24 protein-coding genes and 1 other annotated feature are annotated in these 21,300 nt (G+C 59.9%); of the genes, 9 read left to right on the top strand and 15 right to left on the bottom strand.

Translation table 11 applies throughout. The features are described 5' to 3' along the window. Position 1: 1 nt before the first annotated feature. The 3 genes from accB to B5G37_RS06970 form a co-directional block, all read right to left on the bottom strand. Complete coding sequence (accB, locus tag B5G37_RS06980; RefSeq protein WP_087255864.1) at positions 2–433, bottom strand: acetyl-CoA carboxylase biotin carboxyl carrier protein; 432 nt, start codon at positions 431–433, stop codon at positions 2–4. Between the two features lie 61 nt (positions 434–494). Next, positions 495–725 (bottom strand): acyl carrier protein, encoded by a 231-nt coding sequence (gene acpP / locus B5G37_RS06975; RefSeq protein WP_087255862.1) that lies wholly within the window; start codon positions 723–725, stop codon positions 495–497. 205 nt (positions 726–930) lie between these two features. After that, entirely contained in the window at positions 931–2,064 is a 1,134-nt protein-coding gene (locus tag B5G37_RS06970; RefSeq protein WP_087255859.1) for a DUF4317 domain-containing protein, read from the bottom strand. A gap of 189 nt (positions 2,065–2,253) precedes the next feature. On the opposite strand from B5G37_RS06970, the gene B5G37_RS06965 reads away from it, so the two are divergent. Together B5G37_RS06965 and B5G37_RS06960 are read left to right on the top strand one after the other, a co-directional pair. After that, the gene (locus tag B5G37_RS06965; protein ID WP_087255857.1) at positions 2,254–3,342 is read left to right on the top strand and encodes a PTS sugar transporter subunit IIC; all 1,089 of its coding nucleotides are present in this window, start codon (positions 2,254–2,256) and stop codon (positions 3,340–3,342) included. A 61-nt stretch (positions 3,343–3,403) separates the two neighbouring features. After that, positions 3,404–3,718, top strand: coding sequence for a sporulation initiation factor Spo0A C-terminal domain-containing protein (locus B5G37_RS06960; protein WP_087255855.1), 315 nt, complete (start codon positions 3,404–3,406; stop codon positions 3,716–3,718). Between the two features lie 60 nt (positions 3,719–3,778). On the opposite strand, the gene B5G37_RS06955 is transcribed toward B5G37_RS06960, so the two are convergent. Genes B5G37_RS06955 through B5G37_RS06915 form a run of 9 tightly spaced genes read right to left on the bottom strand, consistent with a single transcriptional unit; the run spans position 3,779 to position 12,346 of the window. Beyond that, complete coding sequence (locus tag B5G37_RS06955) at positions 3,779–4,438, bottom strand: V-type ATP synthase subunit D (RefSeq protein ID WP_087255854.1); 660 nt, start codon at positions 4,436–4,438, stop codon at positions 3,779–3,781. Positions 4,439–4,468: 30 nt separating this feature from the next. Then, the gene (locus B5G37_RS06950) at positions 4,469–5,866 is read right to left on the bottom strand and encodes a V-type ATP synthase subunit B (protein ID WP_087255852.1); all 1,398 of its coding nucleotides are present in this window, start codon (positions 5,864–5,866) and stop codon (positions 4,469–4,471) included. Between the two features lie 10 nt (positions 5,867–5,876). Further along, positions 5,877–7,640, bottom strand: coding sequence for a V-type ATP synthase subunit A (locus tag B5G37_RS06945; protein ID WP_087255849.1), 1,764 nt, complete (start codon positions 7,638–7,640; stop codon positions 5,877–5,879). Between the two features lie 17 nt (positions 7,641–7,657). Further along, entirely contained in the window at positions 7,658–8,275 is a 618-nt protein-coding gene (locus B5G37_RS06940) for a V-type ATP synthase subunit E (RefSeq protein ID WP_087255847.1), read from the bottom strand. Between the two features lie 40 nt (positions 8,276–8,315). Then, positions 8,316–8,621 carry a V-type ATP synthase subunit F gene (locus B5G37_RS06935; protein ID WP_087255845.1) on the bottom strand — a complete coding sequence of 102 codons (306 nt, stop codon included), beginning with the start codon at positions 8,619–8,621 and terminating at the stop codon, positions 8,316–8,318. A gap of 12 nt (positions 8,622–8,633) precedes the next feature. Next, complete coding sequence (locus B5G37_RS06930) at positions 8,634–9,059, bottom strand: ATPase (protein ID WP_087255843.1); 426 nt, start codon at positions 9,057–9,059, stop codon at positions 8,634–8,636. 22 nt (positions 9,060–9,081) lie between these two features. Further along, on the bottom strand, positions 9,082–10,983 hold the full coding sequence (locus tag B5G37_RS06925) for a V-type ATPase 116kDa subunit family protein (RefSeq protein ID WP_087255842.1): 1,902 nt from the start codon (positions 10,981–10,983) through the stop codon (positions 9,082–9,084). 11 nt (positions 10,984–10,994) lie between these two features. Then, positions 10,995–12,029: a V-type ATPase subunit gene (locus B5G37_RS06920; RefSeq protein WP_087255840.1), complete on the bottom strand. Its 1,035-nt coding sequence runs from the start codon at positions 12,027–12,029 to the stop codon at positions 10,995–10,997. Continuing rightward, positions 12,026–12,346, bottom strand: a complete 321-nt coding sequence (locus tag B5G37_RS06915) for a hypothetical protein (RefSeq protein ID WP_087255837.1) — start codon at positions 12,344–12,346, stop codon at positions 12,026–12,028. The genes B5G37_RS06920 and B5G37_RS06915 overlap by 4 nt, the downstream gene beginning before the upstream one ends. Before the next feature lie 226 nt (positions 12,347–12,572). On the opposite strand from B5G37_RS06915, the gene B5G37_RS06910 reads away from it, so the two are divergent. From B5G37_RS06910 to spoIIR, 5 genes are all read left to right on the top strand, one after another. Continuing rightward, a complete protein-coding gene (locus B5G37_RS06910) occupies positions 12,573–13,052 on the top strand; it encodes an Lrp/AsnC family transcriptional regulator (protein WP_087255835.1) in 480 nt (159 codons plus the stop codon). Further along, on the top strand, positions 13,052–14,215 hold the full coding sequence (locus B5G37_RS06905; protein ID WP_087255833.1) for an aminotransferase class I/II-fold pyridoxal phosphate-dependent enzyme: 1,164 nt from the start codon (positions 13,052–13,054) through the stop codon (positions 14,213–14,215). Before B5G37_RS06910 ends, B5G37_RS06905 begins: the two co-directional genes overlap by 1 nt. A gap of 27 nt (positions 14,216–14,242) precedes the next feature. Then, positions 14,243–14,845 (top strand): bifunctional phosphoserine phosphatase/homoserine phosphotransferase ThrH, encoded by a 603-nt coding sequence (thrH, locus tag B5G37_RS06900; protein WP_087255832.1) that lies wholly within the window; start codon positions 14,243–14,245, stop codon positions 14,843–14,845. Positions 14,846–14,860: 15 nt separating this feature from the next. Beyond that, complete coding sequence (ispE, locus tag B5G37_RS06895; RefSeq protein WP_087255829.1) at positions 14,861–15,700, top strand: 4-(cytidine 5'-diphospho)-2-C-methyl-D-erythritol kinase; 840 nt, start codon at positions 14,861–14,863, stop codon at positions 15,698–15,700. A 127-nt stretch (positions 15,701–15,827) separates the two neighbouring features. Beyond that, a complete protein-coding gene (spoIIR, locus tag B5G37_RS06890; protein ID WP_087255825.1) occupies positions 15,828–16,451 on the top strand; it encodes a stage II sporulation protein R in 624 nt (207 codons plus the stop codon). Positions 16,452–16,457: 6 nt separating this feature from the next. On the opposite strand, the gene B5G37_RS06885 is transcribed toward spoIIR, so the two are convergent. From B5G37_RS06885 to B5G37_RS06875, 3 genes are all read right to left on the bottom strand, one after another. Then, positions 16,458–17,273: a MetQ/NlpA family ABC transporter substrate-binding protein gene (locus tag B5G37_RS06885; RefSeq protein WP_087255823.1), complete on the bottom strand. Its 816-nt coding sequence runs from the start codon at positions 17,271–17,273 to the stop codon at positions 16,458–16,460. Positions 17,274–17,334: 61 nt separating this feature from the next. After that, positions 17,335–17,601, bottom strand: a binding site (T-box leader). Between the two features lie 118 nt (positions 17,602–17,719). Next, the gene (locus B5G37_RS06880) at positions 17,720–18,475 is read right to left on the bottom strand and encodes a methionine ABC transporter permease (RefSeq protein WP_087255821.1); all 756 of its coding nucleotides are present in this window, start codon (positions 18,473–18,475) and stop codon (positions 17,720–17,722) included. Continuing rightward, the gene (locus B5G37_RS06875; protein ID WP_087255819.1) at positions 18,468–19,472 is read right to left on the bottom strand and encodes an ATP-binding cassette domain-containing protein; all 1,005 of its coding nucleotides are present in this window, start codon (positions 19,470–19,472) and stop codon (positions 18,468–18,470) included. The genes B5G37_RS06880 and B5G37_RS06875 overlap by 8 nt, the downstream gene beginning before the upstream one ends. A gap of 140 nt (positions 19,473–19,612) precedes the next feature. On the opposite strand from B5G37_RS06875, the gene B5G37_RS06870 reads away from it, so the two are divergent. Together B5G37_RS06870 and B5G37_RS06865 are read left to right on the top strand one after the other, a co-directional pair. After that, positions 19,613–20,287: a response regulator transcription factor gene (locus tag B5G37_RS06870; protein ID WP_087255817.1), complete on the top strand. Its 675-nt coding sequence runs from the start codon at positions 19,613–19,615 to the stop codon at positions 20,285–20,287. 5 nt (positions 20,288–20,292) lie between these two features. After that, positions 20,293–21,279: a HAMP domain-containing sensor histidine kinase gene (locus tag B5G37_RS06865; protein WP_143482894.1), complete on the top strand. Its 987-nt coding sequence runs from the start codon at positions 20,293–20,295 to the stop codon at positions 21,277–21,279. Positions 21,280–21,300: the final 21 nt, after the last annotated feature.

The following is a 21,300-nucleotide window of genomic DNA, read 5'->3' as shown; positions in this document are numbered from 1 at the left end:
CTCACCCTTCCCGGTAGCGGATCAGGTTCTGGCCAAAGGACACCAGGTCCCCATCCTGGGCCAGTACCTCCTCCACCACGCAGTCACAGGGGGCCTTGATCTCGTTCATGGTCTTCATGGCCTCCACCAGGCACAGCACGTCGCCCTGGCTCACCTTCTGCCCCGGCTTCACATAGGGGTCAGCTCCGGGGGCGGGAGCGGCATAGAAGGTGCCCACCAGGGGGGCGGTGATGCAGGTGCCCTCTTCCACCACCTCTGCCACAGGGGCAGCGGCAGGGGCGGCCACCGGAGCGGCCACCGGTGCCACCGCAGCAGCAGCCACGGTCACCGTCTTGCCCAGCTCCAGGGAGAAGTCCTTCCGGGTCACCTTGAGGGTGGTCAGCCCACTCTGGTCAAAACGAGCCATCAGCTCGTAAATTTCTTGATTGGTCATAGCTCCTCCTTTTGGAAAAAAGGCACCGGGGATACCGGTGCCATTTCTTTCCCTCTTTCGATTAGCCCTGGTGGCTCTCCAGATAGGCCACCAGATCGCCCACAGTCTTCATCTGGGGCAGAGCCTCGTCCTCGATGGTCACACCGAAGGCCTCCTCCAGAGCCATGGACAGCTCCACAGCAGCCAGAGAGTCGGCGTCCAGATCCTCAGCCAGGCGGGCCTCCATGGTCACCTTGTCGGCGTCACAGTTGAGAGTCTCCACAATGATATCCTTGATCTGCTCGAAATCCATATTGACAGCTCCTTTTGATTACTTCAAAGTTTTTATTTAAAATTATTTAAATAAAATAATTTAAGTACATTGTAGCACCCTTTCCCCCAAAGTCAAGGGGGGAAATGAAGTTTTACAGTTTCATATACATCCGACAAACTTCGACGGTTTATCATGGTAGAGATGCACAAGAAAAGGAGGAAGCCCCACGGCTTCCTCCTTGTTGTTATTCTTCTATGGCAATGTCCACTCCATTGACCTGCACCCCGTCCTGGGCGCGGATCAGAATGTACTTCACCCCGTCGATGACCCGGGTGGACACCAGGTCACTCTGGTCGGCAGGCAGGCGCACTGTCACATCGGCGGCGGACACCTCCACCTGCTTGGGCTGAATGACGTTGGCGGGGTTGATGGCCGTCTCCTCCCCAAAGGCCTCCTGGAACTTGCGTCCAAATTCCTCGGCGCAGTGGGCGGGCACGCCGCAGGAGCGCAGCACCCCCGCCATCTCCCCGTGGTCCAGGGTGAGGGGCTCCGGCTCGTGGCTCTCCTTATGGACCTCCATCATCTCCCGCAGCTGCTGGTGGACCCCTTCCACCACCTCATAGCTGCCCTGCCCCTCCAAAGCCTCGCTGAATATGGTCTGGAAGGTCTCCTTCTGGGCCTGGGCGGGCATGGGCGGCTGGCAGCGGAACAGCTCGCTCCACATGGCCTCCTGGCTGGCCTTGGTGTCCTTGGTGTAAAAGAGTGCCCCATACAGGTTGGTGCTGCGCTCGTCAAAGGCAGGGAACAAAAAACCCAGGGCGGGGGGCGACACCAGATGGTTCATCTGGCGGTTGTGGAACTCGTTTTCCCGCATGTAGTAGCTCAAGGCAGGTTTGGTCTCCTTCACCGGACAGATGGAACACATGATGTACCGGTACACCTCGTTGCCTCCGTCATCCTGGCGGCTGCCGTCCTTGCCCCGGTAGGGCACATCGTAGCTGTCCTGAATGAGCAAAATCAAATAGCTGCCCTCCAGCTCCACCGTCTCCACAATGCGGCGGAACAGCTCCTCCACGGCGGTGTCGTCCTTCAATGCGGAATCCCGCACCGTCATCAGCAGCTTGTGCTCTTCTCCATAGGCCACTTGCTGGGTCTCAAACTCCATGGGCAGCAGGTTTTTCCCCAGCTTGCCCGAAAGAGTCTTGCGCAGCACCCCCAAGAACATGTCCCGCTCATCCTCGCTGAGCATGGACAGAGGCTGGTTGAACTGGGAGACAATATGTTTTAACTCATTGACATAGCAACCCCGGATGGAGCCAATGGCGTTGCGATCATCTTTAAAGCGGCGGCGAATTTCGCCGATTTCCTTCTCATTCATGGTGGAATACTCCTTATAACTCGGTAATGCTCCCCTGCCCTGTGCAGGGAACACCAGTATAGCACGCTTTCCCTTCCCCTGGCAAGGCATGTTGTGGAACATGCACATTGACAAGCGGCGAAAACTGCGTATAATAAAACCCATTGGTGTCATGACACATGTATGGATAGAAAAAGGGAGGAAATCCACATGTCCAAATGGAAGGAATTTTTGGCCCGAAAGAATGTGATCATTTCGGGCAAACGCTACGGCATCGACGCGCTGGGGGCCATGGCTCAAGGCCTGTTCTGCTCTCTGCTCATCGGTACCATATTAAATACTCTGGGCAAGCAGCTGGGACTGGAGGCCCTGGTGCTGGTGGGGGGCTACGCTTCGGCCATGAGCGGGGCGGCCATGGCGGTGGCCATTGGCTACGCCTTGCAGGCCCCTCCTCTGGTGCTCTTTTCCCTGGTCACCGTGGGCTACGCCGCCAACGCCCTGGGTTCCACCACCCTGGACGGCGGCTCCGGAGCTGGTGGCCCGCTGGCGGTTCTGTTCATCGCCATCATCGCCGCCGAGCTGGGCAAGCTGGTGAGCAAGGAAACCAAAATTGACATCCTGGTCACCCCCCTGGTGACCATTCTGGTGGGCGTAGGCCTGTCCGCCTGGTGGGCCCCCGCCATTGGCACCGCCGCCGCCGCTGTGGGCGAGTTTGTGGAGTGGGCCACAGTGCTTCAACCCTTCTGGATGGGCATTCTGGTGTCCGTGGTCATTGGCATCGCTTTGACCCTGCCCATCTCCTCAGCGGCCATCTGCGCCGCTATCGGACTCACCGGACTGGCGGGGGGCGCCGCCGTGGCCGGGTGCTGCGCCAACATGGTGGGCTTTGCCTTCCTCTCCTTCCGGGAAAACCGGTGGGGCGGCCTCATCAGCCAGGGCCTGGGCACCTCCATGCTTCAAATGGGCAACATTGTCCGCAATCCCCGCATCTGGCTGCCCGCCATTCTCACCTCCGCCATCACCGGCCCCCTGGCCACCTGCGTGTTCCAGTTTCAGATGAATGACCCCGCCGGTGGCGTGGCCTCGGGCATGGGTACCTGCGGCATGGTGGGCCCCATTGGCGTGTACGCCGGTTGGGTCAACGACGTGGCCACCGGGGCCAAAGCCGCCATCACCGGCATGGACTGGCTGGCCATGGCCCTCATCTGCTTCATCCTCCCCGCCGTGCTCACCTGGGCCTTTGGCCTGGTGCTGCGCCGAGTGGGCTGGATCAAGGACGGCGACCTGACCCTCTCTTGACATTCCCCCTCTCTCCCTGTAACATGATAGAGAAACACAGAGAGAAAGAAGAGAGAAATCCATGGTTGACCGTCACGTTGAGAACAAACTGCGCTCCTTAGGGCTAATGGGAAATTATCAGGGCTACCACTGTCTGGTGTACAGCGTGCGCCTGATCCAGGAGGATGCCACCTATCTGGACATGGCCACCAAGCGACTCTACCCGGAGGTGGCCCGCACTTTTGGCATGAATGTGGGGGCGGTGGACAGCGCCATGCGCACCGCCATCTCCCTGTGCTGTGCCCGATGTGGGGAGCAGGTGGCGGATATGTGCTGTGGCAACGCCCACCCCACGGTGTCCCAGTTTCTCCACGGCCTGGTGGACGACCTCTCCTGATTTCGAATACTACAAGCGACCCCTGAACCCGATATACCGGGTTCAGGGGTCGCTGCTGTTTTATGCGGATGGGGCACCGGCGCGGGGAGCTTTCTCCCGGGCCTGTCCCTTGCCCTGTTCGGTGCGTCGCTTGATGACCTTCAAGCGCACGAACTCCTCCCGTTCCTTTTCCTCCAGCGCCTCGGTGATGAAGCGGATGGTGTTGTCCAGGTCGGGAATGACAATGTTTTTCAGAGCATTGGCCCGCTTCTGGGCCTTTTTAATGGCCTGAGCCAGACGGTAGATGGAGATCTCCACCTCCGCCATGCGGCGTGTCAAATCCTTGACCTTGGCAAACTGGATGTAAGCCTGGTCAAAAGCGGGGGACGTATAGGCAAAGCCATAGCTGGGGCTCAGAGGTGGGGTGTTGTCCGGGATATGGGGCAATTCCACGCCCATCACCGAACGCCAGCGAATGTCCAGACTGTGGTCCGGCTCCACGCCCTCTGCAATACGGTCACACAGGCCCAACTCCACGTTGGCCTTGGCCAGGGCCATATAGGCGGACTGGAACACCTGGTCAATTTCCCGCTGGATGCGAGAGGCGTCCTCCATCAATGTCATCATTTCACGGACCAGAATGTTTCGCTTCCGGTCCATCAGCTCATAGCCGGTGGTTGCCAGCGCACGGGAACGCTTGGCAGCCATGAGGTTGCCCTTGGTGGGCAGTACGGCAGCCATGGGGCCACCCCCTTTCCATCAGATCTGCGCTTAGAGCTCGCCCAGGGACTCGTAGGCTCCTTCCTTGTAGTGCTCGTCCAGCTCCTTGTCGCTGATACGGTCCAGCTCACCCCGGGGCAGGATGGACAGCAGCGCCCAGCCCAGTTCCAGGGTCTGATCCATGGAGCGGTCCTCCTGCTGGCCCTGGCTGACGAAGTAGTGCTCAAAGGCACGGCCAAAGCGGAGGTACTGCTGGTCCAGGGGGGACAGCTCGTCCTCGCCGATGACGGAGGCCAGACTGCGGGCATCCTGCACCTTGGAGTAGGAGGCAAACAGCTGGTTGGACAGAGCGGGGTGGTCGGCCCGGGTGTAGCCCTCGCCGATGCCGTCTTTCATCAGACGGGACAGAGAGGACAGGATGTTGATGGGGGGATACACGCCCGACTGGTCCATGTTCCGGTCCAGCACGATCTGGCCCTCGGTGATGTAGCCTGTCAAGTCTGGGATGGGGTGGGTGATATCGTCGTTGGGCATGGTGAGGATGGGCACCTGGGTCACCGAGCCCTGCTTGCCCACGATCATGCCCGCCCGCTCGTACAGGGAGGCCAGATCGGAGTACAGGTAGGCGGGGAAGCCCTTACGAGAGGGAATCTCGCCCTTGGAGGAGGAGAACTCACGCACGGCCTCGCAGTAGGAGGTCATGTCGGTCATCACCACCAGCACGTGATAGCCGTGGTTGAAGGCCAGGTACTCCGCGGCGGTCAGGGCGCAGCGGGGGGTCAGAATACGCTCAATGATGGGATCAGAGGCCAGGTTGAGGAACATGGCCACCCGGGGCAGAGCCCCAGACTCCTCGAAGTTGCGGCGGAAGAACTCGGCCACGTCGTTTTTCACGCCCATGGCGGCAAAGACGATGGCGAACTCTCCGTCATCCCCGGCCACCCGAGCCTGACGCACCATCTGGGCGGCCAGCTCGTTGTGAGCCATACCGGCGCCGGAGAAGATGGGCAGCTTCTGGCCACGAATCAGGGTGGACGTGCCGTCAATGGCGGACACGCCGGTGTAAATGCAGCTGCGGGGGTACTGGCGGCTCACGGGGTTGATGGCAGAGCCGTTGATGTTGCGCCGCTCGTCAGGGTACAGCTCGCCCAGCCCGTCAATGGGGCGGCCGGCCCCGTCAAAGACGCGGCCCAGCATCTCCTTGGACAGGGCCATATCCATGGGGCGGCCGGTAAAGTGGGTGGAGGTGTTCTCCAGAGAAATCCCCTTGGTGCCCTCAAACACCTGGAGCACTGCCTTGTCCCCTTCGATGAGAATGACACGGCCATAGCGGCGGGAGCCGTCGGCCATCACCAGTTCGGCCATCTCATCGTAGGACACGCCGGAGACCCCTTCCAGGGCCACCAGAGAGCCGTTGAGGTTTGATAGTCCGGTATATTCCAATCTCATGGCAGTCACCTCAGCTATTGGCAGTGTTGACCTGCTCCAGGGCTTTGTCGATCATGGCGGTGTAGTCGTCAAACTTGGACAGGTCTTCGTTGGGAATCTCGTACTTCATCTTCACCACCGCGTCAAAAATGCCGGTGGCGGTGTACTGGGACAGGGGGATGGCCTTGTCAATGCCCTCTTTCACCCCGTCGTACAGGCGCAGAATGGTCTGCATCATCAAAAGCTGCTTTTGCAGGGGCACATAGGTGTCCACGGGGTTGTAGGAGTTTTGCTGGAGGAAGCCCAGGCGGATGAGGCGGGCGGTCTCCATGATGAGCTTCTGGTTCTCGGGGAGAATGTCCGAGCCAATGAGCTTGACAATTTCCATCAGCTGGCTTTCCTCCCGCAGCAGGTTGGCAATGCGCTGGCGGCAGGGAGCAAAGTCCGGCGAGACGTTCTCACTGTACCAGTCTTTGAAATCCACGGTGTACTCCGAGTAGGAGTTGAGCCAGTTGATAGAGGGGAAGTGCCGGGCGTAGGCCAGGCTGCGGTCCAGGGCCCAGAAGCAGCGGACAAAGCGCTTGGTGTTCTGGGTCACCGGCTCGGAGAAGTCGCCGCCCTGGGGGGAGACAGCGCCAATGACAGTGACGGAGCCCTCCTTTCCTTCCAGGGTCTCCACATAGCCCGCCCGCTCGTAGAACTCAGCCAGACGGGAGGCCAGATAGGCGGGGAAGCCCTCTTCGGCGGGCATCTCCTCCAGACGGCCGGAGATCTCACGCAGAGCCTCGGCCCAGCGGGAGGTGGAGTCGGCCATGAGGGCCACGTGGTAGCCCATATCCCGGTAGTACTCGGCGATGGTCATACCGGTGTACACCGAGGCCTCACGGGCAGCCACCGGCATATTGGAGGTGTTGGCAATCAAAATGGTACGGTTCATCAGGGGCAGGCCGGTGCGGGGGTCCTTCAGTTCGGAGAACTCCTCCAGGGCCTGGGTCATCTCGTTGCCCCGCTCGCCGCAGCCCAAGTAGACGATGATGTCTGCGTCCGACCACTTGGCCAGCTGGTGCTGGGTCATGGTCTTGCCCGCGCCGAAGGGGCCGGGAATGGCGGCCGCGCCCCCCTTGCCGATGGGGAACAGGGTGTCCAAAATCCGCTGGCCGGTGATGAGGGGACGGTGGATGGGCAGACGCTGGGCAATGGGCCGCGCCCCCCGGATGGTGCACCGGGTGGCCAGCTTCAGTCTCGTCACCTTACCGCGCTGGTCGGTGACCTCCACCAGCACGTCCTCCACGGTGTAGGCCCCGCTCTCCACCACTCGGGTGACGGTACCGGCGAGTCCAGCGGGGGTGAGGCAGCGGTGGAGGATGGCGGCGGTCTCCTGGCACTGGGCGTAGAGGGTGCCGGGCTTGACCTGGTCTCCCTCTTTCACGGTAATCTCCACATCCCACTTCTTGGTGAGATCCAGAGCTGGGATGTTGACGCCCCGGCCCAGGAAGGGGCCGGAAATGGCCTCCAGGTCCTTCAGGGGGCGGGCAATGCCGTCAAAGATGTTACCCAGCAGGCCGGGACCCAGCATGAGGGCCATGGGGGAGCCGGTGGTAACCACAGGCTGACCGGGGGCCAGACCGGCGGTGTCCTCGTACACCTGCACGGTGGTCATATCCCCTTCCACGCCCACCACCTCGCCGATGAGCTGCTGGTCACCGGCGTACACCATGTCCATCATGGCAAGGCCTTTGCCGCCAACCACCTTGACCACAGGGCCGTTGACGCTATAAATCTGATATTCACTCATATTCCGCTTTCGCCTCCTCACATCTCGTTCAGGTCATCGGACAGGGACAACCCGAAGGACTCGGCGAAGTGGCCGGCCAGCTCGTCCAGCCGGTTGTCAAAGGAACAGTCCACCCGCAGCCCCAACTGGCTGCAGTGGACGATAAAGCCGCCCAGGGAGAAGCTTCCCTCCTGGCACTCCACCTGCACAGGAGCCAGGGCAGCGGCCAGCTTGGGGGCAAAGGGCATATCCTCTCCCCGCAGCTGCACCGTCACCGCCTGAGCTCCGGGCAGCAGCTCCAGGGCATGGCGGAGCATTTCCTCCATGTGGGTGTAGTAGGTCTCCCCGGCGGTGAAGGCTCCAATGCGCTCACACACCTGCTGGAACACCTCTTGGGTGATCTCCTTGCGGCGCAGGTAGATTTTCCGCTTGCTCTCCATCAAGTGTCGGGACACCTCACGGCCGGACTCGGCCCGGATGCGGGCTGCCTCCTTGTCGTAGTAGGCGCGAGCCGCCTCCTTGGCCCCAATTTTCGCCTCGGCCAGGGCCTCCGCTCTGGCCGCGTCCAATTCTTTCTTCATCTGCTCACTTTGCATAGCGGCGTTGCGTACCACCTCTTCGGTAAAGTGAAGCAGTTTTTCCGTTTGTTCTGGCATGTTCCGATCCCTCCTTGTCTTCTGGGATTCTCCTGTCGAGTTATAGTTTTACGCCAATGGCCTCTCGGATGTACCGGCCAATGGCATCGTGGTTGCGAGCTCCATGTCGATCCGGAATCTCCACCACCAGAGGGGTGCGGCCATTCATCTTCCAGTCTGCCAGCTGGTCGGAACACTGCTCGGCCAGACTTTCGGTGATGAGCAAAATGCCCACCGTCTCGTCGGAAAGAACCTTGGCAATGGCCTTCTCCGCCTCCTCCTTGCTGCGAGCCACCACGCCTTCCACTCCGGCCAGGCGCAGGCCCACTTGGGTGTCCGTATTATCGGAGATGACAAAGTAACGCATGGGTAAACTCCATTAAGATACAAACAGGAGAACCAAGGCAATAATCAGACCGTACAGAGCCACGCCTTCGGCCAGACCCACGAAGATCAGGGACTTACCGAACATGGAGTCGTTCTCGGAGATGGCGCCCAGAGCGGCGGAAGCGGAGGAGGACACGGCGATGCCGCCGCCGATGCCGGACAGGCCCACGGCCAAACCGGCGCCGATGTACTTCAGACCAGTGGCCAGACCGTCAGCAGCCACAGCGGTGGTTTCGGGGGTGGCAGCGGAAGCGCCGGTGAGGCCCAGCACGGCGGTGATGACAAACAGGCCGCAGAACATGGCGATGTTGCTCAGCAGAGCGTGACGGGCGGAAGCGCCGGTGAGCTTCTTCACCGCGATGGTCACCAGGGGCAGAAACAGCATCAGGGAACCCAGAATAAACAGGATGATTTTCATAATAATACCTCCAATTTTTATCTTAAGAGTTTTTCGACGTATAATCCACCAGGCGGGGGCGGTACTCCCGACCGCTGTCCTGATAGAAGCGACCAAACAGCTCGTAGAACTCCAGACGCAGCACCTGGATGCCCACCAGCAGGCCCTCAAAGCCCATGACAAACAGGTTGCCCAGGATGAGAACGATGGGGTTGAGGTCAGCCCCTGCCATGGTGTGGATGACCAGCATCAGGCACACGTGGGTGATGGCGTAGGCGCCCACACGCAGGAAAGACAGGGTGTTGGTGAGGAAGGACAGCAGGGTCTCAAACAGCTCGAAGAAGCCGGAGACCAGCAGGCCCCCCAGGGACTCGGGCTTCCAGTCCTCTTTTCCCTCGGCCAGAGCGGACAGGGGCTCCCGGAACAGAATGAGCACCAGAGGCAGCACCAGCACCGGCAGCACATACCACACCTGGAACAGGTTGAACCCGCCAAAGAGGGTGACCATAGCGGCAATGATGAGGCCCAAATAGAACACCATGCCGGCCAGACCGTTGGGACCAAAGAAGATCTTGTCAAAATCGTGCTGACGGATGCCGTTTAACACATTGAGCACCATCACAAAGGCCAGCATCGCCACGCCCATGGCCAGAGAGGCCACCAGCAGGTATACCACATTGCTCCCCTCCAGGATCTTAAATCCGGGGAGGATTTCCTCAAAGCCAAACACCGAGCCGTAGACGAAGCCGAAGATGGTGGAGGAAACGCCGCAGCAGGCGATGATCTTCCCCAGCCACATCTGCTTTTTCACCGCCAAAAACAGGCCGATGAGGGCCAGACCAATGCCCTGGCCCACGTCACCGAACATGATGCCGAAGAACACACAGTAGGTGATGGCCATAAACAAAGACGGGTCATACTCGTGATAGTTGGGCAGGCCGTACATCCGCAAAAACGGCTCAAAGATCCGGCCCAACAGGGAATTTTTCAACTTGGTGGGAGGCGTCAGTTCGGTCTCCTCCGCCTTGTCCACCACGTAGTCCAAAGCGCCGTAGGAATCCACCCGGGCCAGGAACTCGTCCAAGTCGTCCTCGGGCACCCAGCCCATGAGGTAGAAGGTCTCCTTGGAGCGCGCCCCGAAGCGGCGCATCTCCATGACCTGATTTTCCCGGCACAGCCAGGAGCGCAGACTCAACAGGTGCTCCCGCTCCTGGTCGGCTAGTTGGGTGCGCTGTCCTTTGATCTGCTCCAGGGCCTGCTCGTCGTCCTCCATCTCGTGGCGCAGCGCGTCAATGGCCTCTTGGGCGGTGCCGCCCAGGCGGTCATCCAGGGAGACCTGAACAAAGTGCATGGAGTCAAAGAGGGCATCCACCTTCTCCTCCCGAGCACGCAGGGCGAAGTAACAGCCGTACACCTGGTTGTTTTCCGTGTGGGTGGGGAAGAAATAGCAGTCCTCCCGCTTATCCAGCACCTCCGAGAAGGTGCGGTAACTGTCCTCGGGCATGTGGCCGAAGCGGAAAATCAGGTGGTCCATGTTGCGCAGGGTGTCCAGTTGCACCGAGATGCCGGACAGCTTCTCCAGCTGGGACACGGAAGAGCGGTCGTCAGCGGTCTCCTGCTTCAAGGCCTCCTCCCACTGGTCCATCTGATCCAGCTTTTGGGTCAGTTCGTCCAGATACCGCTGTCCCTCGTCCAGCTGGCCCTCATCAGAAAAGGGGCTATACTCCGGCTGGATTCCCAGCCGTTCCAGCACTTCCTCCGCCTGACGCAGCACCGGCATAACCTGATTGGGCATGTTCAGGGAACGCAGGTGGGTGTTGCGGTGCATCACCTGCAACACACTTTCCGGATGAAATTGCTGGCCCACCACACACCGGCGCACCACCGCCTCAAATTCCGGCAGCGGTCCGGTGATGGTGACAAATTTCATTGCTTGAACAGACATGTACTCCCTCCTCAGCGGTCCATCATGTCCAGAATGGACGGGTTCAGGGCCATCTGGTATTTGGCAGCCTCCACCGCAGAGACCACGGCTTTGAGTTCGATCTCCCGCAGGTTGATTAGGGCCACGGCGCTGTAGATGGAGGGCTTGCCCATCATCAGTTGGCGGCGGCTGGTACGGTAGAGGTTGGCTGTGTAGAGGTGGTTGAGGTCCTCCCCGCTCTCTTTGTGAAACACAGAGCCGTAGGGGGTTTGCTCGGCCAGCTCCAGCACCGCCTCCGCATTGGGGGCGGCACACATAGCATGAATCATTTGGGGTTTGAGCTTGTAGTGGTAGGGCAACAGCACCGGCAGGTAGTTGTCCTCCTGGGGGAAATACCGCTTCATGCGCAAAATGTGCATGAGGTTGAGCATATCCACCTGGCTGCCCACGGATTTCTCCAAAATGCGGCGCACATCTCCGTCATACTTGCGGCGGATGATGGACTGCAAGTGGCGGTAGTACACCCCGCTCAGCAGCGCCTCGGTGACACCGTAGTCGGGCAGGCTCCCGTCGGTGGAACGCAGCCGCTCCAGCGCGTCGTGGTAAATGCACCCCTGAGTGGCCTCCAACAGCCCATCGTAGGAGGTACACCGGCGCAGGGCCTGCACATCCACCTTGGTGTGGCTCATAAAGGCGGGGGGCAGGGGCTCCACTTCCTTATAAATGCTGGCGTGGAGGTGGCGCAGCGCCGCCAAAATCTCGTCCATCACCGCCCGCATAATGGGGAATTCCATGATGGTTCGATCTTTATGGGGGACAAAGGCCAGCAAGCTCAAGTATTCCTGGCGAATTTGTTCCCGCAAGGCAGACTCCAGGGTGGCACGGGTCAAGAGAGCATCTTGGGGCAGATGCTCGGAAGCGTGGCTCCATCCAGGCAGCTGGCGCAGCTCGGCCAGCACGTCGTCCACCGAGCGCATTCCGGCAATTCGCTCCAGCTCCTGCCGGGTAATGCGCTTTCCGTACATAGCTTTGGCCTTGGTGGCCAGAGCCTCATATCCTGCGCTCACCGAATATCAACCGTCTGGTGAAACAAGGTATCCACCCAGTTGTCCCCATACCGAGTGTAAGCGCGCTCCATCTTGGCCTCAGCGTCGGCCAGACGCACCTTTTGGGCAGCAATCAGCTGCTCTTTCTTCTCTTCCTCCTGGCTTTTCAGTTCCTCCAGCCAGGTCCCCGCCCGGTCCAGATATTTCTGGGCAATGGCGGCCTTTTCCTGCTCCAATTCTGCTTCGAAATTGGCTTTCTGGGTCTTAACCTCTTCCGCAACATCCCGGGCAGATCGTTCTGCTTCCAGAATTCGGTCAATTAGCATGGTATAGTCCATCCACACTGCCTCCTTCTCTGTGTTCATGTGAAGTATCACAATGTTGTATTATATCACTCATATACCAACAATGGAAGGATATTTTTATGAAAAGTGCCAAGGGCTGTCTCCCATCGGGGTAGGGATTGCATTTCACTGCATTAAAGTGTATAATGTCTTTCAACCCCTTTCCACGCCGGTATCTGCCGCCGGGAAAGGCGGCGGACCCAAAAAAGGAGGATCTAGCATGAAACAGCTGCTGCAACTTTTGGAAAACGATTGTACCCTCACCCCGTCCCAGTTGGCATCCATGACCGGCTCCACCGAAGCGGAGGTGGCAGCAGCCATTGCCGAATATGAGAAGGACCACATCATCGTGGGCTACAAGGCCATTGTGGACTGGGACCGCACCCATCGGGAGTCGGTGACCGCCCTCATTGAGGTGAAGGTGACCCCCCAGCGCGGAGACGGCTTTGACCGCATCGCCCAGCGCATCTACCAGTACGACGAGGTGGAGTCCCTGTATCTCATGAGCGGCTCCTTTGACTTCACCGTCATCATCTCGGGACGCACCTTGCAGGAGGTGGCCCGGTTTGTAGGCGAGAAGCTGGCCCCCATGGAGGGTGTCACCGGCACCGCCACCCACTTTATTTTAAAGAAATATAAGGAAAAGCACCTGATTTTCCCGGTGCAAGAGGAACAGGAAGAAAGGTTCGTGTTAGACTGATGGACTATCAACAGATTTTAAGCCGTCGGATTCAGGAAGTTCCCCCCTCCGGCATTCGAAAATACTTCGACATCATGGCTGAGATGGACGACGCCATCTCCCTGGGCGTGGGCGAGCCCGACTTCCAGACCCCCTGGCACATCCGAGACGCGGGCATCTACTCCCTGGAAAAGGGCTTTACCAAGTACACCCCCAACGCCGGTCTGTCCGACCTGCGCCGTGCCATCTGCCGCTACCTCAAGCGCCGGTTCGACCTGGAGTATCAGCCCATCGGGCAGACCCTGGTCACCGTGGGCGGCAGTGAGGGCCTAGACCTGGCCTTCCGCTGCCTGCTGGAGCCGGGGGACGAGGTCATCATCCCCACTCCCTCTTTTGTGTGCTATGGCCCTCTGGTGTCCATGATCCACGGCGTGCCCGTATACGTGGAGACCAAGGTGGAAAACGAGTTCCGCCTCACCCCTGAGGAGCTGAAGGCCGCCATCACCCCCCGCACCAAGATTTTGGTGCTCCCCTTCCCCAACAACCCCACCGGCGGCATTATGCACCGGGAGGATCTGGAGGCTCTGGCGGAGGTGCTGCGGGGTACCAATATTATGGTGGTGTCTGATGAAATCTATGCCGAGCTCACTTACGGCCAGCACCATGTGTCCATGGCCAACATCCCCGACATGTATGAGCGCACCATTGTCATCAACGGCTTTTCCAAGGCATATTCTATGACCGGCTGGCGCATGGGCTATGTGTGCGGCCCCAAGGAGATCATCGCCGCCATGACCAAGCTGCACCAATATGGCATCATGTCCGCCCCCACCACCAGCCAGTACGCCGCCATCGAGGCCATGGAGCACGGGGACCGGGACATCGAGGCCATGAAGCAGGAGTACGACGGCCGCCGCCGGTTCCTGGTGGACGGCTTCCGCAAGCTGGGTCTGGACTGCTTCGAGCCCCGGGGCGCCTTCTATGTCTTCCCCTGCATCCGCTCCACCGGACTGTCCAGCGAGGAATTCTGCGACAAGTTCCTGGCCCAGGAGCATGTGGCTGTCATTCCCGGCAACGCCTTCGGCCCCGGCGGCGAGGGCTTTGTGCGGGCCTGCTACGCCGCATCCATGAAAAACCTCACCGAGGCCCTCACCCGCCTGGAGCGGTTTTTGGGCACCCTGTAATTGCTTATATATAAGGAGGAATGGGTCATGTACATCACCTGTCTGGATTTGGAGGGAGTCCTGGTCCCGGAGATCTGGATTGCCTTCGCCCAGGCCCGGGGCATTCCCGAGCTGGAGCGCACCACCCGCGACGAGCCGGACTACGACAAGCTGATGCGCTACCGCTTGGATATCTTGGCTCAGCACGGGCTGAAGCTGGCCGACATCCAGGAGACCATCGCCACCCTGGACCCCCTGCCCGGCGCCAAAGAGTTTTTGGACGCCCTGCGAGAGAAAACCCAGGTCATCATCCTCAGCGATACCTTTGAGCAGTTCGCCCAGCCCCTGATGAAAAAGTTGGGCTGGCCCACCATCTTCTGCAACACCCTGGAAGTGGCCGAGGACGGCACCATCACCGGGCACCAGATGCGCTGCCCCCAGTCCAAGCTCACCACGGTGAAGGCCCTGCAATCGGCAGGCTTTACCACCATTGCCGCCGGGGACAGCTACAACGACCTGGGTATGATCGGGGCCAGCAAGGCCGGTTTCCTCTTCAAGAGCACCCCCGCTATCCAGGCCGAGCACCCCGAAGTGCCCGCCCTGGAGGAATACGACCAGCTGCTGGAGGCCATCCTGGCCGCCATGGACTAAGGCTGGAGGTTGCACATGGAGACAAACGCCTACGCCAAGCTGAACCTGTCCCTGGACATTCTCCGCCGCCGGGAAGATGGGTACCACGACTTGCAGATGGTCATGATATCCATTGACCTCACCGACACCCTCACCCTCACACCGGGCGAAGGGACCATGTCCACCAACCTGTCTTTTCTCCCCTCCGATGGCAGCAATCTGGCCCAAAAAGCCGCCGCTGCGTTCCGCTCTGCCACCGGGCAGGGGGAGATGCTGAACATCCACATTGACAAGCGCATCCCCGTGTGTGCGGGCATGGCCGGGGGCAGCTCCGACGCTGCCGCCGTGCTGCGGGCCATGAATGAGATGTACCACACCGGGCTTTCCCCTCTGGAGCTTGCGGACATTGGGGCCACTGTAGGCTCCGATGTTCCCTACTGCGTGGTGGGCGGCACCGCCCTGGTGGAGGGCCGGGGCGAACGGGTCACTCCCATCGCCTCCCTGCCCCCCTGCTACATTGTGGTGTGCAAGCCCCCCTTCCCCATCTCCACCCCCCAGCTGTTTGGCCGGGTGAACGTGAAGAAAATTACCTGCCGCCCTGACACCCAGGGGCTGGTGAAGGCCCTGGAGGGGGGCGACTTACAGGGGGTAGCCCGGCGGCTGTACAACGTCTTTGAGGACGTATTGGAGCCCCGCCACCGCCAAACGGTGGACGAAATTAAGTCCACCCTCATTGAGTACGGCGCCCTGGGGGCTGTCATGTCCGGCAGCGGCCCCACCGTGTTCGGCCTCTTTGAGGACGAGAGCAAGGCCCAACAGGCCGCCGATGCCTTGAAGGAGCAGTACAAAGACGTATTTGTGTGCCGACCGGTCTAGGCTCCCTAGAAGCTCTAGAGCAGAGTTTTCCCGTACACAAAAAATGCTTGTATTTTTTGGACTAAACCAAAAAAACACCGTCCATACTGTAAGAGACTTCACTCTCTTACTTAGGACGGTGTTTTTTATGTACTCTCATCATTTACATCGCTGGGAAGCGGCCCTGCTCATGGCCTTTGCCATTGTGCTCACCATTGGCATGTGGGCCAGCGCCACCCAAGGCGCACTGGCCGACGAGGTGCTGCGCCTGCATGTGGTGGCCAACTCGGACAGCGATGCCGACCAGGCGGTGAAGCTTCAGGTGCGGGATGCCATCCTCACCGCTGCCACCCCCTATCTGGATGGGGTGCAGGGTCAGGATGAGGCCCAGCAGGCTTTGGAGCCCCACTTGGAGGAGCTGGCCGACGCCGGGGCGCAGGTGCTCAGCCAGGCGGGGATGGACTATCCCATCACCGTGTCCATCACGGACCAGTGGTTCCCCACCCGTGAATACACCGACTTCGCCTTGCCCGCTGGCACCTACCGCTCCCTCCAGGTGATTCTGGGGGAGGGGCAGGGCCACAACTGGTGGTGCGTGGTCTACCCTCCCCTGTGCCTGAGCTCAGTGAGCGAGGAGAGCGTGGCCACCTCCGCCTCTGGGGTACTCAGCGAGGACCAAATCTCCCTCATTTCCGGTCAGGACGGGGAATATGTGCTGCGCTTCAAGGTCTTGGAGTGGTGGGACAGCCTGGTGCAGCACTTTCAAGGTTGATGCTGCTTAGAACAGGGGCTGCACGGAGCCGTCGGAGTAGGTCTCCTGGATATAGGCCTTCACCTCGTCGGACTGGAGGGCCTTCACCAGAGCCTGGATGGCCTCGTCATTCTCGTGACCCTCTTTCACCACCAGCACATTGCCGTAAGCCTCGGCAGCGGTGCCCTGGGAGGACTCCACAGCCAGAGCTTCGTTGACCTTCAGACCGCCCTCAATGGCGTAGTTGCCGTTGATAACTGCGATGTCCAGGCTGCTGAGAGAGCGGGGCAGCTGAGCGGCCTCGATCTCCTCGATCTGGTAGTTGTGGGGGTTGTCCACGATGTCCAGCTTGGTGGGCTCCAGACCCACGTTGTCAGCCAGCTGAATGAGGCCCTGCTCCTGGAGCAGCAGCAGAGCACGGCCACCGTTGGTGGGGTCGTTGGGAATACCGATCTGAGCGCCGTCAGGCAGCTCAGCCAGGTTGGTGCACTTACCGGCGTAGATGCCGAAGGGCTCGTAGTGGATGGTGGCCACGCTCACCAGGTGGGTGCCGTTTTCCTTGTTGAAGTTGTTCAAATAGGTGATGTGCTGGAAGTAGTTGGCGTCGTTCTCGCCGGACTCCACAGCCTGGTTGGGCACGATGTAGTCGTTGTACTCCTGGATCTCCAAGGTGTAGCCCTGCTCGGCCAGCACATCCTTGGCCACTTCCAGAATTTCAGCGTGAGGGGCAGGGGAAGCGCCCACGGTGATCACTTTGGCATCGTCGGTCTTGGACCCGCAGCCGGCCAGCAGGGACAGGGAGGCCACAGCGGCCAGGGTCAGAGCAAGAATTTTCTTTTTCATGGTAATTTCTCCTTCAAAATGTTCTACATAAAACAAAAACGCCCTTAACAGAACCCAATCTGTCAAGGACGAGAGCTTTCGCTTCGTGGTACCACCTTGGTTCACTTTTCCCTCACGAGAAAAGCCTTACAGAGTGCGGGAGGGTAAGCTACTACCATCCGATACTCCTGTGCGATGACGGGCACTCCCGTCGCAGCCTATGCAAGGGCCCTTGCAGTCGGTGCGCAGCTCCGAGACCATGTTCACCGTGACCTTCCGTACCCGCTTCCAGCTACCCGGGCTCTCTGTGCCGTATCTTCACGCCTACTCTTCTCTTCATTGCCTTTGTGAAACCGTATTTTGTTTTACTGGGCAAGAGTATACCCCCCTTCCCCGCCCATTGTCAACCAGCAGATTGCACAAAAGAAAAACCGAGAGAGCCACCCGCTCTCTCGGTTTGATACAGTTTACTGGAGTCCGGCCTTCTCTGCCCGCTGCTTTTTCCGGGCGGACTTGCGGCCACGCTTGGTGATGCGCCGATCCAGGGACACCGCGAAATGGGTGCCCAGAGACTGGAAGATCTGCACCAAAATCACAATGAGCACCACAGCAATGAGCATCACGGCGGGCTGATAGCGGTAGTAACCGTAGTTGATGGCGATCTTACCCAGACCGCCGCCGCCAATGGCGCCAGCCATGGCGCCATAGCTCAAGATGGTGATAAACGAGGTGGTAAAGCCAGAGATCAAAGAGGGTAGGCACTCGGGCAACAGAACTTTCCAGATGATCTGCCAAGGTGTGCAGCCCATGGCCTGGGCGGCTTCCAGCACACCCTTATCCATCTCCCGCAGCGAGGCCTCCACCAAACGGGCCACAAAGGGAGCAGAGGCAATGACCAGGGGTGGGATGGAGGCAATGGTGCCAATTCGGGTGCCCACCAGCACCGCGCTCAGAGGCAGCACAATGATCATGAGGATGAGGAAGGGCACCGAACGGAGCACGTTGATGATCACGTTGAGCACCTTCATCACCGGGCGAGGCAAGGGCAAGATTCCATTTTCCTCTCCTGCCACCAGCAGCACGCCCAGAATCAAGCCCAGGGCATAGGCCACCAAGGTGGCCAAAATGGTGGAGTACAGGGTTTCCCAGGTGCCGGAGAGGAACTCATGGAGGTACTTCTCATTGGTAAAGACCTGGGCCAAATCGGCCATAAACTTATCCATGATAGTCGTGCACCTCCTCCATGGTCACATTGGGCTGGTTTTTGATATAGGCCACGGCACGGGCCCGCTCCTCGGCGTCCTCGGGCAGGCCCAACAGCATGGTGCCAAAGGCCTTTCCATCCACGTTGCGGGTGTCGGCACCCAGAATGTTCACCTTCACCTGGCAGTCCATGGCCAGAGAGGCGATGAGGGGCTCGTAAGAAGAACTTCCGTTGAAGGCAATGCGGATGACATTGGCCGCAGGCAGCTGGTCAATGACCACCCCGTCAGGGTACACCAGGCGGCGGCCCGCCTCGGTCTTGGGGTTGGAGAACACCTCTTCCACCGTGCCCGTCTCCTGGAGCACGCCGTGGTCCAGAATGGCCACATGGGAGCAGATCTCCTCGATGACCCCCATCTCGTGGGTGATGATCACCACGGTGATACCCAACCGGCGGTTGATGTCCTGAATCAGGCGCAAAATATCCCGGGTGGTCTTGGGGTCCAGAGCGGAGGTAGCCTCGTCGCACAGCAAAATTTTGGGGTCAGAGGCCAGAGCACGGGCGATGGCGATGCGCTGCTTCTGGCCGCCGGAGAGCTGGGCGGGGTAGGCATCCGCCTTGTCGGGCAGACCAACAATGTCCAGCAGCTCCCGGGCCTTTTTCTTCACCTCAGACCCCTTCTTCCCGGCAATCTCCATGGGGAAGCAGATGTTGTCCAGGCAGGTGCGCTGCATGAGCAGGTTGAAGTGCTGGAAAATCATGCTGATGGAGCGGCGGCGCAGGGTCAGCTCCTTCTGAGACATGACGCACAGGTCCTCCCCATCGATGACCACCTGGCCCTCACTGGGTCGCTCCAGCAGGTTCAGGCAGCGCACCAGGGTGGACTTACCGGCGCCACTCATGCCCACAATGCCGAAGATGTCCCCATCTCCAATGGTCAGGGACACATCGTTCAAGGCGGTGAACTCCCCCTCAGCGGTGGGGAAGCGTTTTGTGATATGTTTTAACTCAATCATATGACGTTCTCCCTTTGTTTCCAAACAATAGCTTGATTTTATGACAATTTTCCTACTGTGTCAATAGGGCATACACCCCGGGATTTTCTTGGCAAACACCCTTACAATGTGATATCATGGCAAAAAAGGCGGGTGAAACCATGCAATCCATTCTCTTAGTAGAAGACGACAAACACATTGTGGACAACCTCACCGAGTATCTGGAGGGGGAGGGCTTCCGGGTGGGCAGCGCATCGGGCCAGGCGGCAGCCCTGGAGCGGCTGGAAGAGGAGCAGTTCGACCTCATCCTGCTGGACATCTCCCTGGCTGACGGCAACGGCTTTGCGGTGTGCTCGGCGGTGAAGGCCCTGTACCACCTTCCGGTGATTTTCCTCACCGCCTCCGGGGACGAGTACAGCACCGTCACCGGGTTTGAAGTGGGGGCAGACGACTACATTCCCAAGCCCTTCCGCCCCCGGGAACTGCTCATGCGCATCAAAAACGTGCTGCGGCGCACGGGCAGCGGCGGCGGTCTGGTGCGCCTGGGCCGGGTGGAAGTGGACACCGTCCGGGGCACTGCTACCAAAGACGGGCGGGATTTGAACCTGTCCGCCCTGGAGTACCGGCTGCTGCTGATGTTTCTCAACCACCCCGGGGCGGTACTCACCCGCAACCAACTGCTGGAGGGCATCTGGGACATTGCCGGGGACTTTGTGAGCGACAACACCCTGACGGTGTACATCAAGCGGCTGCGGGAGAAAATTGAGGACAATCCCCAGGCCCCCACCCTCATCAAAACCGTGCGAGGGCTGGGGTACAAAGCGGAAATGGGGTGAAGGGCTTGGCATATAAAACCCTCACCCGTCTGCTCTTTCTCCTCCTCACCATTGCCGCCACCGGATTTGGCTTCTACCTAGGTGGAATACCGGGTCTGCTCCTGCTGCCTCTGTGTCTGGGCTTTTGGGGCCTGGCGGAGTGGAATGCCACCCGCACTGACCGGGAACTGGCCCGGCTCTCCCAGACTCTCAACCGCATTCTCCACGGGGAGGAGCACCTGGGAGTGGAGGAGTACCGCGAGGGAGAACTGGGCATATTGCGCAGCGAAATTCACAAGATGACGGTGCGGCTGCGGGAACAGCAGCAGGCCCTCCAGGAGGACAAGGTATATCTGGCCAACTCCCTGGCCGACCTGTCCCACCAGCTGCGCACCCCGCTGACCTCCATGAATCTGGTGGCAGAACTGCTGACCCGGGAGGACCTTCCCCCCCAGCGAAGGGCCAAGCTGTGCCGGGAGCTCACCCAGCTGCTGGGCCAGATGGATTGGCTGGTGACCACCCTCCTGAAGCTCTCCAAGCTGGAGGCAGGCACCATCCCCTTCCGCTCCGACACCGTCCCTCTGGAGCAGGTGGTGGCGCAAGCTGCCGCCCCCTTCCTCATCCCCATGGAACTGCGGGAACAGACCTTCTCGGTGGACTGCTCCGGCTCCTTCACTGGGGACGTACACTGGACATCCGAGGCGGTGGGAAACCTCATCAAAAACGCCATGGAACACACCCCAGCTGGGGGTTCCATTACCATTTCCGGACGGGAAAATGCTCTCTTTTCCGAGTTGGTGGTGGAGGATACCGGGCCAGGGATTGCCCCCCAGGATCTCCCCCACCTCTTTGAGCGGTTCTACCGGGGTTCCTCCCGCTCCGCCCACGGCTTTGGCATTGGCCTGTCCCTCACCCAACGCATTGTCACCGGCCAGGGGGGCACCATCCAGGCCCGCAACCGCACCCCTCAGGGGGCACAATTTGTCCTGCGTTTTTACAAGGGGACCGTCTGATAGGCGGTCCCTTTTGTGACG

It is taken from the genome of Pseudoflavonifractor sp. An85 (assembly GCF_002161235.1).
Taxonomy (GTDB): domain Bacteria; phylum Bacillota; class Clostridia; order Oscillospirales; family Oscillospiraceae; genus Enterenecus.
Note: the sequence above shows the minus strand (reverse complement) of the source record. Positions and strands in the feature narration are given on the sequence as shown.